Origin of the sequence: Kocuria sp. NPDC057446 (assembly GCF_042802875.1) — a bacterium.
Classification (GTDB): Bacteria; Actinomycetota; Actinomycetes; order Actinomycetales; family Micrococcaceae; genus Kocuria.
This window is the reverse complement of sequence record NZ_JBHVDI010000154.1, coordinates 1-9,389: the sequence shown is the minus strand read 5'-3', so window position 1 is coordinate 9,389 and position 9,389 is coordinate 1. Positions and strand designations below refer to the sequence as shown.

Genomic DNA, 9,389 nt, shown 5'->3' with positions numbered 1-9,389 from the left:
GGGCGGGGGGGGGGGGGGGGGGGGGATGCCCCCCTCACCGGACGGTGGAACGCTGAGCCACATCGGAAGCCCGCTGATGAATCGGGGGGGGGGTCGGATGAAGGCGATGGTGTACCGCGGACCGTACAAGGTCCGCGCGGAGGAGAAGGACCTCCCGACGATCGAGCACCCCGACGACGAGATCGTGCGGGTGCCGTTCGCCGACGTGGGCCCCTCCCCGATCCCGGAGCGGATGACGGACGAGGACGCGGTGCTGTGCACCGACGCCCTGGCCACCGGCTGCTTCGGGGCCCAGCTGGGCGACATCGCCGAGGGAGACACGGTCGTGGTCCTCGGCGCCGGCCCGGTGGGTCTGTTCGCGGCGAAGTCGGCGTGGCTGATGGGCGCGGGCCGGGTGCTCGTGGTCGACCACCTGGAGTACCGGCTGGCGAAGGCCCGGCAGTTCGCCCAGGCCGAGACGGTCAACTTCGCCGAGTACGACGACGTCGTGGTGGAGCTGAAGCGGACCACCGACCACCTGGGCGCCGACGTGGTGATCGACGCGGTGGGGGCCGAGGCGGACGGCAACTTCACCCAGCACGTGAGCGCGGCCAAGCTCAAGCTGCAGGGCGGGTCGCCTGTCTCGCTGAACTGGGCGATCGATTCGGTGCGCAAGGGTGGGACGGTCTCGGTGATGGGCGCCTACGGGCCGATGTTCAGCGCCGTGAAGTTCGGCGACGCCATGAACAAGGGCCTGACCCTGCGAATGAACCAGTGCCCCGTGAAACGGCAGTGGCCCAGGCTGTTCGAGCACATCCGCAACGGCCACCTCACCCCCAGCGACCTCGTGACCCACCGCATCCCCCTGGAGCACATCGCCGAGGGCTAACGCATCTTCTCGTCCAAGCTGGACGGATGCCTCAAGCCGATCGTCGTGCCTGCCGCCTGAGGTGGGCACACGATCCCGAACCGGAGGACGGAGCACCATGACGAACACCCCCGGCGTCTCCCAGCCCCCCCCCACACCGCCGGCGGGCCGGTGCGCCCCGTGGACCGCGAGGCGCTGCGGGCCCGCATTCCCGGCTGGGGCGCCGACCTGGACCCCGCCGACCGCCCGTCCGTGCCGAGGCTGCGCCACGACCCGGGCGCGACCGGCGCGCACTGGGACGTCCCCGAGCGCCAGGAGGAGAGGCGGCCGCGGGAGCGGTCCCTCGAGCACGCCGGTCTTCCCCCGTCTTCGGCACGACCTGCCCGCCCAAGGGCGTCTCCGGGGTGCTGTACCGGCACGCCTACCGCCGGTACAGCGAGGGCCGGGCCGCGCACTGGCTGCTCCTGCTGGCGGCCGACCGGGTCGACGCGTGGGAGAGCCACCTCGTGTCCTTCGCGATCCTGCGCCCGGACAACCCGGTCACGCAGACGGGGGTGCTCGGTGAGTTCACCCGGCACGGGCTGTCCTCCCGGGCCGGGCAGCGGCGCGCGGACCGCTCGCACGCGTGGCTGGACCCGGTCGTCGTCGCCGGGCCCTGGGTCCTGGCCGGCGGCGCCGCAGTCGCCGCGGCGCGGGCCCTGGCCCGCCGCCGCGGCTGAGGCCGGCTCGGCCCGCACCGACGAGCAGCAGGGTCGCCCCGAGCACCGGGCCGGAGACCACGAGCAGCACCGTGGCGGCGGCGAGGCTCCAGGCGACGGCGACGGCGACGGCGACGGCGGCGAGGTCGAGGGCGGCGGGGTCAGTCGCGGTGGAGCAGGAGCGCCTCGCCCTGGCCGCCGCCGCCGCACAGCGACACCGCGGCCTTCCCGGAGCCCCGGCGGGAGAGCTCGTACGCCGCGTGCAGGGCCAGGCGCGCCCCGGAGGCGCCGATGGGGTGGCCCAGCGCCACGGCTCCGCCGTGGATGTTGGCCTGCTCCTCCGGGTAGTCGAGGTCCCGCAGGGACTGGATCAGCACGGACGCGAACGCCTCGTTGATCTCGATGAAGTCCAGGTCCTGCACGGACCAGCCGGCCTTCGCGACGGCCGCCTCGATCGCCCGGGACGGCTGGGAGTGCAGCGACGTGTCGGGCCCGGCCACCTGGCCGGGAGCCCCGACCACGGCCAGCCACTCGAGCCCGTGGCGCTCGGCGTATCCCCGGCTGGTCAGCACCACGGCGGCCGCCCCGTCCGACAGCGGGGAGGAGTTGCCGGCCGTGATGGTGCCGTCCTGCGCGAAGGCCGGGCGCAGCCTCGCCATGGACTCCGCACTGGAGTCGGGGCGCACGCCCTGGTCGGTGTCGACGACCAGCGGCTCGCCCTTGCGCTGCGGAACGGTCACGGGGGCGATCTCGGCACGGAGGACGCCGTCCTCCGTGGCGCGGGCCGCCCGCTGGTGGCTCTGGGCCGCGACCCGGTCCTGCTCCTCGCGGGGGATCGAGCGCTCGCCGTTGCCGGACTCCGTGAGGGAGCCCATCGACACGCGCGCGGCGACGTCGACGAGCCCGTCCTTGGCCACGGCGTCCTCGAGCACGAGGTCGCCGTAGCCCTTGCCCTGCCGCACGCCCGCGGCCAGGTGCGGGGCGTTGGTCATCGACTCCTGCCCGCCGGCCACGACGATCTCGGCCTCGCCCGCGCGGATCATCCGGGCGGCGTTGGTGATGGCCACGAGCCCGGAGAGACAGACCTTGTTGACGGTCTCGGCGGGCACGTGCAGGGGGATGCCCGCGGCGACGGCCGCCTGGCGGGCCGGGTTCTGCCCGGCGCCGGCCTGCAGGACGTGGCCCATGACCACGTAGTCCACCTGCTCGGGGGCGATCCCGCCGCGCTCGAGCGCGGCCCGGATGGCGTGGGCGCCCAGTTCTGCCGCGGTGAAGGACGCCAGGTGGCCCAGGATCTTGCCCTGGGGCGTGCGGGCGCCGGACAGGACGACGACGTCGGTGGCGGTGCTCATCGGTTCTCCTCAGCGCCGCCGGCGGCGGCGGTCTCGGTGGGGACGGTGTCGGGGGTGACGTCCTGCAGGTCGGCGCGGAAGGACGCCTCGGTCTTCGCGCGGATCTCGTCCTCGGTGACCCCGGGGGCCAGGCTGCGCAGCACGAGCCCGCCGTCCTCGACGTCGAACACGCACAGGTCCGTCACGATGCGGTCCACCACGCGCACGCCGGTGAGCGGGAGGTCGCACTCGGTCCTGATCTTGGCGGAGCCGTCCTTGGTCACGTGCTCGGTCAGCACGACGACGCGCGGGGTGCCCGCCACCAGGTCCATGGCGCCGCCCATCCCCTTGACCATCTTGCCGGGGATCATCCAGTTGGCGAGGTCGCCGCTGCCGGAGACCTGCATGGCGCCGAGGATCGCGATCTTGACGTGGCCGCCGCGGATCATCCCGAAGGACGTGGCGGAGTCGAAGATCGAGGCCCCGGGCAGCAGCGTGATGGTCTGCTTGCCGGCGTTGATCAGGTCGGGGTCCTCGTCGCCCTCGTAGGGGAACGGGCCCATCCCGAGCACGCCGTTCTCGGACTGCAGCACCACGTTCACGCCCTCGGGCAGGTTGTTGGCCACCAGGGTGGGGATGCCGATGCCGAGGTTCACGTAGTCGCCGTCGGAGAGCTCCACGGCGGCGATGGCCGCCATCTCGTCGCGGGTCCAGCTCATGCCTGGTCTCCGTTCTGCTGGTCGGACCCCCCGGCCGGGCGGGGGCGGACGGTGCGCTGCTCGATGTCCTTGGGCGCGCCGCTGTACTGCACGACGTGCTGGACGTAGACGCCCGGGGTCACGATGTGGTCGGGGTGGATCCCGCCGACGGCCACGAGGTGCTCGACCTCCGCGAAGGTGACCTTCCCGGCGGTCGCGACGATCGGGTTGAAGTTGCGCGCGGTGTAGCGGTAGACGAGGTTGCCGTCGGCGTCGCCGGTGTGCGCGTGGACCAGGGCGACGTCGGCGACGATGCCGCGCTCCTGGACGTAGGTCTCGCCGTCGAACTCCGCGTGCGGCTTGCCCTCGGCCACGAGGGTGCCGACCCCGGTCCTCGTGTAGAAGGCGGGGATGCCCGCCCCGCCCGCCCGGAGCCGCTCGGCGAGGGTGCCCTGCGGATTGAACTCGACCTCGAGCTCGCCGTCCAGGTACTGCTGGGCGAACAGCTTGTTCTCGCCCACGTAGGAGGCGAGGACCTTCTTCACCTGGCGGTTCTCGAGCAGCACCCCGAGGCCCTTGCCGTCCACGCCCATGTTGTTGGAGACCACCGTGAGGTCCCTGACCCCGGAGTCCCGCACCGCGTCGATGAGATCGCGGGGGATCCCGCTCAGCCCGAATCCGCCCACGGCGAGCGTCATGCCGTCCCGCAGGCTCTCCGCCAGCAGCTCGGCGGCGTTGTCCCTGACCTTGGACACCCGTGCCCTCCCTCTCGTGCGACTGTGACTCAGCCCTCAATCTAAGGAGCCTCCACATGCCGGTCAACAGCTCCGGCGGAATGACGGCATTTCTCCTCAGCATCCGGCCATTCCCGTCCTGAGTGTCCATATAGTGGAGACATGGCACAGGAGCGCACGACGGCGTCGGGGACGCAGGTGGTCCACCGGGTGGGGCGGCTGCTGCGGGCCGTGGCCGGCCGGGAGCAGGGCAGCACGGTCGCCGAGCTGGCCGCCGAGACCGGGCTGACCCGCCCCACCGTGCACCGGCTGCTCACGGGGCTGGCCGAGGAGGGCCTCGTGGACCGCGACGCCGGGACCGGGGCGTGGCAGCTGGGCCCGGAGCTGTACGTGCTGGGGGCGGTGGCCGCTCACCGCTATCCGATCCGGGAACTGGCCGGCCCCTCGCTGCGCCGGCTCGCCGAGGCCACCGGCGAGAGCGCCTTCCTGTCGGTCCGCCGCGGGCTGGAGACGGTCTGCCTGGCACGCGTGGAAGGCGCCTTCCCCATCCGCTCCCACGTCCTCTACGAGGGGCTGCGGCTGCCGCTCGGCGTGGCCTCGGCGGGGCTGGCCGTCCTGGCCCACCTCCCGGACGCGGAGGTGGACCGGGTGCTCGCGGCCACGGCGGAGGGCCGCGCCGAGTGGGGTCCGCTGCACACGCCCGAGCGGATCCGGGGCCTGCTCGCAGACGTGCGCCGCGAGGGCTTCGCCGTGAACCCGGGGCTGATCGTCGAGGGCAGCTGGGGCATGGCCGCGGCGGTCTTCGACGCGACGGGCGCTCCGGTCTACGCGCTGAGCCTCACGGGCATCGAGCCCCGGTTCACCGGCGAGCGGCGCCAGCCCCTGGGCCGGGCCCTGCTCGCGGAGGCCCACCGGCTCTCCCGGGAACTGGGCCACCGCTGAACGCTCCGCCGCCGGCCCGGACGGGGCTCAGCGCGCGGTCCAGCCGCCGTCCATCGTGTAGGACGCCCCGGTGACCATGGACGCGTGGGGGCCGGCCAGCCACGCCACGAGGCTGCCGACGTCCTCCGGGTCCACGAGCTGCTTGATCGGCGTCTCGCCGAGCATGATCCGCTCCACCACCTCGGACTCGGGGATGCCGTGCACCGCCGCCTGGTCGGCGATCTGCTTCTCGACGAGCGGGGTGCGCACGTAGCCGGGGTTGATGCAGTTGCTCGTCACCCCGTGCGCGGCGCCCTCCACCGCGATGGTCTTGGACAGCCCCTCGAGACCGTGCTTGGCCGAGACGTAGGCGCTCTTGTAGGGGGACGCCCGCAGCCCGTGCACGGAGGAGACGTTGACGACGCGCCCCCAGCCCTTCGCGTACATGTGGGGCAGCGCCGCGCGCACGAGCAGGAACGGGCTCTCGAGCATGAGCACCAGGATGCGGTGGAAGTCCGCGGGGTCGAACTCCTGCAGGGGGGCCACCTTCTGGATGCCGGCGTTGTTGACCAGCACGTCGACCTCGAGGCTCAGGTCGGCCAGCGCCCCGGTGTCGAGCAGGTCCACGGCCCAGGCCCGCCCGCCGAGCTCGCCGGCGACGCGCTGCGCGCCGGCCTCGTCGACGTCCGCCACCACCACGTGGGCGCCGGAGCCCGCGAGGGCCCGGGCGGCCGCGAGGCCGATGCCGCTGGCCCCGCCCGTCACGAGCGCGGTGCGCCCCTCGAGGCCGTTGTCCTGGAGCATGGGGGTCCTTCCTTCCGTCCGCGGCGCCCACCGGGTCCGGGGCACCGGTCACCGTCACGGTATGTGATCCGGGCCACGACGGCGAGCAGCGCCGGGCGTGTCACATTCCGTCACGCCCGTCACGCGGGTTCCGAATGGCGCAGGGTCCGCCGGTGCGCTTGGATGGGGAGGTCACCATCCAGAGCGGCCGAGAGATCTGGCTCGACGACGCCGCAGCAACCCGGGCGACGGTTCCCCGTCCCGCCTCCGGTGCTACCGCCAGGACCGATGGAAAGGACGTGCGCCCCGTGCCGCACAGTGCCGACCGCACCCCCGCGACCCACGCCGGGCCCCTCGCCGGAGCCGCCGGGCCCGCAGCCCGCCGGCTCCGGTCCTGACCGGCCCCCGGCCGTCCCACCGCTTCCGCAGCTCCCCAGGAGGACACGCATGACCATGCAGAACACCGACCGTGTGCAGACCACCCACGTGGGGTCCCTGCCGCGCACCCCGCGCCTGCTCGAGGCCAACCAGCAGCACGCCGACGGCGCCATCGACTTCGAGCAGCTCACCGGCGAGCTCGCCGTGGGCGTCGAGGACGTGGTGCGGCGGCAGCGCGAGATCGGCGTGGACGTCGTCAACGACGGCGAGTACGGGCACACCATGTCCAGCGCGGTCGACTACGGCGCGTGGTGGAACTACTCCTTCTCCCGCCTCGGCGGCCTCACCCCGACCGACGAGGACCGGTGGGCGTCCACGGAGAAGAAGCGCTCCGCCCCCGGCAGCATCGTGCTCACCAGCTTCCCGGACCGCCGGGACCGGGAGCGCTTCCGGGAGGCGTACGAGGACCCGGCGTCCGGCATCCTCACCGGCCGATCCCCCACCAAGCAGCCCAAGATCACCGGGCCCCTGACCTACACCGGGCAGGAGGCGGTGGCCTCGGACGTCCGCAGCCTCCGGGCCGCCATGGCGGCCACCGGCGCGGAGACCGGATTCGTCGCCGCCCTCTCCCCCGGCTCCGCGGCGCGCGTGAGCAACGAGTACTACCGGACCGACGAGGAGCTCGTCTACGCGTGCGCCGACGCGATGCGGGAGGAGTACCTGGCGATCACCGGTGCCGGGCTGATCGTGCAGATCGACGATCCCTCCATCGCGGAGTCCTGGGACCAGATCAACCCCGAGCCCACGGTCGAGGACTACCTGGCGTTCACGCGGCTGCGCGTCGAGGCCCTCAACCACGCGCTGCGCGGGATCCCCGAGGAGCAGGTCCGCTTCCACCTGTGCTGGGGCTCCTGGCACGGCCCGCACACCACGGACCTCGAGCTGAAGTACCTCGTGGACCTGATGCTGACCATCAACGCCGGCGGCTACACCTTCGAGGGCGCCTCGGCCCGGCACGCCCACGAGTGGAAGGTCTGGCGGGACCACCCGCTGCCCGAGGGCCGCGTGATCATCCCCGGGGTGGTCTCGCACTCGACGAACGTGGTGGAGCACCCGGAGCTCGTCGCGGACCGGATCGAGCAGTTCGCCTCCGTGGTGGGCCGCGAGAACGTGGTCGCCTCGACCGACTGCGGCCTGGGCGGGCGCCTGCACCCGCAGATCGCGTGGGCCAAGCTCGAGTCCCTGGTCGCGGGGGCGCGCCTGGCCTCGGAACGGCTCTACCGCTGAGCGGCCGCAGCCGACGTCCCTGACGCCCCTGCCGCGCCGCCGGGCCCGGTCCTCCCCGAGGACCGGGCCCGTCCGCGTTCCCACCCTCAGCCGGGCCGCTCCGCATCGGCGGTACACGATGCGATTGTTTCGGGCCGAGGGTGACAGGCATCACTTCCGCCCGTAGTATTCCACTGAACTACCGAACGTTCGGTCATGATCCGTTCGGTTCCGCCGAGGACGACGCCGTCCCCGATCCCCTGGAGAACCCATGGCGCACACTTCATCCGCCCCGGCCGGGCGGCACGAGATGTCGCACGAGGAGCGCAAGGTCCTCGCCGGCACCCTCGTGGGCACCACCATCGAGTGGTACGACTTCTTCATCTACGCCCAGGCCGCGGCCTTCGTCCTGGCCCCGCTGTACTTCGCCCCGCTGGGGCAGGAGAACGCCGGCCTCGCGCAGGTGGTCGCCTGGGCCTCCCTGGGCATCAGCTTCCTGTTCCGCCCGCTCGGGGCGGTGGTCGCCGGCCACCTCGGCGACAAGTACGGGCGCAAGATCGTCCTGGTCCTCACCCTGGTGGGGATGGGGGCGGCCACGATGCTGATCGGCCTGCTCCCCACCTACGCGACGATCGGCATCTGGGCGCCGATCTTCCTGATCCTCCTGCGCATCATGCAGGGCTTCTCCGCCGGCGGCGAGTGGGGCGGGGCCGCCCTGATGTCGGTCGAGCACGCCCCGCGGAACAAGCGCGGGCTCTTCGGCGCCTACCCGCAGATCGGCGTGCCGCTGGGCATGCTGCTGGCCACGTCCTTCATGTTCGCCCTCACCTCGATGATGTCTCCCGAGGACTTCCAGGCCTGGGGCTGGCGCATCCCGTTCCTGTCCTCCGTGGTGCTGATCGTGGTCGGCTACCTGATCCGCAAGACCGTCGACGAGTCCCCGGTCTTCAAGGAGATGCAGCTGCGCAAGAAGGAGTCCTCCGCTCCCCTGGGCCAGCTGTTCAAGCACCACAAGAAGCCGGTCACCCTCGCGGCCCTGATCTTCGCCGCCAACAACGCCGCCGGCTACCTGGTGATCGCGTTCTTCGCCTCCTACGGCTCCAACGTGCTGGGCATGCCCCGGTCCCAGACCCTCATCGCCTCCCTGATCGGCGGCGTGGGCTGGCTCGTGTTCACGATGTTCGGCGGCTGGATCTCGGACAAGATCGGGCGCGTGCGCACCTTCCAGATCGGCTACGCCATCATCATCCTGTGGGCCGTGCCGATGTGGTTCCTGCTCGACACCGCCTCGCTGCCGCTGTTCGCCCTGGCCATCGTGATCCTCACCGTGGGCCTGGGCCCGTCCTACGGCCCGCAGTCGGCGCTCTACGCCGAGATGTTCCCGGCGCGGGTGCGCTACTCGGGCGTCTCGATCGGCTACGCGTTCGGCTCCATCATCGGCGGCGCGTTCGCCCCGATGATCGCCCAGCTGCTGCTCAACGAGACGGGGATGTCCTGGACGATCGGCGTCTACATCGCCGGTATCGCGATCGTCTCCTTCATCGCCGTGTCCCTGGTCCCGAAGGACATCCAGGAGATCGACCTGCACGTCCAGGAGGTGCACGAGGACTACGTCTCGGAGCACCCCGAGGCCGCCGAGATCCTCGCGGCCGCGGAGACCGCCGAGAAGCAGCGCGACTGAGCAGCGCTGCGGCCGAGGACCGAGCCGTCCGCCGGCACCCACGGGTGCGGGC

At 72.5% G+C, this 9,389-nt stretch carries 8 protein-coding genes, 1 pseudogene and 1 riboswitch; of the genes and pseudogenes, 5 read left to right on the top strand and 4 right to left on the bottom strand.

Translation table 11 applies throughout. The features are described 5' to 3' along the window. Nucleotides 1-106 precede the first annotated feature (106 nt). Together ACFU0Y_RS15170 and ACFU0Y_RS15165 are read left to right on the top strand one after the other, a co-directional pair. Nucleotides 107-868 (top strand): zinc-binding dehydrogenase, encoded by a 762-nt coding sequence (locus ACFU0Y_RS15170; RefSeq protein ID WP_380215359.1) that lies wholly within the window; start codon nucleotides 107-109, stop codon nucleotides 866-868. Nucleotides 869-940: 72 nt separating this feature from the next. Beyond that, nucleotides 941-1,566, top strand: a pseudogene (locus ACFU0Y_RS15165) (hypothetical protein). Between the two features lie 140 nt (nucleotides 1,567-1,706). On the opposite strand, the gene ACFU0Y_RS15160 reads toward ACFU0Y_RS15165, so the two are convergent. From ACFU0Y_RS15160 to ACFU0Y_RS15150, 3 genes are read right to left on the bottom strand one after another with little or no spacing between them, the layout of a single operon-like run. After that, nucleotides 1,707-2,897 (bottom strand): acetyl-CoA C-acetyltransferase, encoded by a 1,191-nt coding sequence (locus ACFU0Y_RS15160; RefSeq protein WP_380215358.1) that lies wholly within the window; start codon nucleotides 2,895-2,897, stop codon nucleotides 1,707-1,709. Further along, a complete protein-coding gene (locus ACFU0Y_RS15155; RefSeq protein WP_380215357.1) occupies nucleotides 2,894-3,595 on the bottom strand; it encodes a CoA transferase subunit B in 702 nt (233 codons plus the stop codon). Before ACFU0Y_RS15155 ends, ACFU0Y_RS15160 begins: the two co-directional genes overlap by 4 nt. Beyond that, complete coding sequence (locus ACFU0Y_RS15150) at nucleotides 3,592-4,329, bottom strand: CoA transferase subunit A (RefSeq protein WP_380215356.1); 738 nt, start codon at nucleotides 4,327-4,329, stop codon at nucleotides 3,592-3,594. The genes ACFU0Y_RS15155 and ACFU0Y_RS15150 overlap by 4 nt, the downstream gene beginning before the upstream one ends. A gap of 141 nt (nucleotides 4,330-4,470) precedes the next feature. On the opposite strand from ACFU0Y_RS15150, the gene ACFU0Y_RS15145 reads away from it, so the two are divergent. Further along, entirely contained in the window at nucleotides 4,471-5,250 is a 780-nt protein-coding gene (locus ACFU0Y_RS15145; RefSeq protein WP_380215355.1) for an IclR family transcriptional regulator, read from the top strand. 27 nt (nucleotides 5,251-5,277) lie between these two features. On the opposite strand, the gene ACFU0Y_RS15140 is transcribed toward ACFU0Y_RS15145, so the two are convergent. After that, the gene (locus ACFU0Y_RS15140) at nucleotides 5,278-6,033 is read right to left on the bottom strand and encodes a 3-hydroxybutyrate dehydrogenase (RefSeq protein ID WP_380215354.1); all 756 of its coding nucleotides are present in this window, start codon (nucleotides 6,031-6,033) and stop codon (nucleotides 5,278-5,280) included. A 171-nt stretch (nucleotides 6,034-6,204) separates the two neighbouring features. Further along, a riboswitch (SAM riboswitch) is annotated at nucleotides 6,205-6,307 on the top strand. A 152-nt stretch (nucleotides 6,308-6,459) separates the two neighbouring features. Here ACFU0Y_RS15140 and ACFU0Y_RS15135 point away from each other — a divergent pair. Together ACFU0Y_RS15135 and ACFU0Y_RS15130 are read left to right on the top strand one after the other, a co-directional pair. Next, nucleotides 6,460-7,677 (top strand): cobalamin-independent methionine synthase II family protein, encoded by a 1,218-nt coding sequence (locus tag ACFU0Y_RS15135; protein WP_380215353.1) that lies wholly within the window; start codon nucleotides 6,460-6,462, stop codon nucleotides 7,675-7,677. Between the two features lie 250 nt (nucleotides 7,678-7,927). Next, entirely contained in the window at nucleotides 7,928-9,337 is a 1,410-nt protein-coding gene (locus ACFU0Y_RS15130; protein ID WP_380215352.1) for an MFS transporter, read from the top strand. The last annotated feature ends 52 nt before the right edge of the window (nucleotides 9,338-9,389 follow it).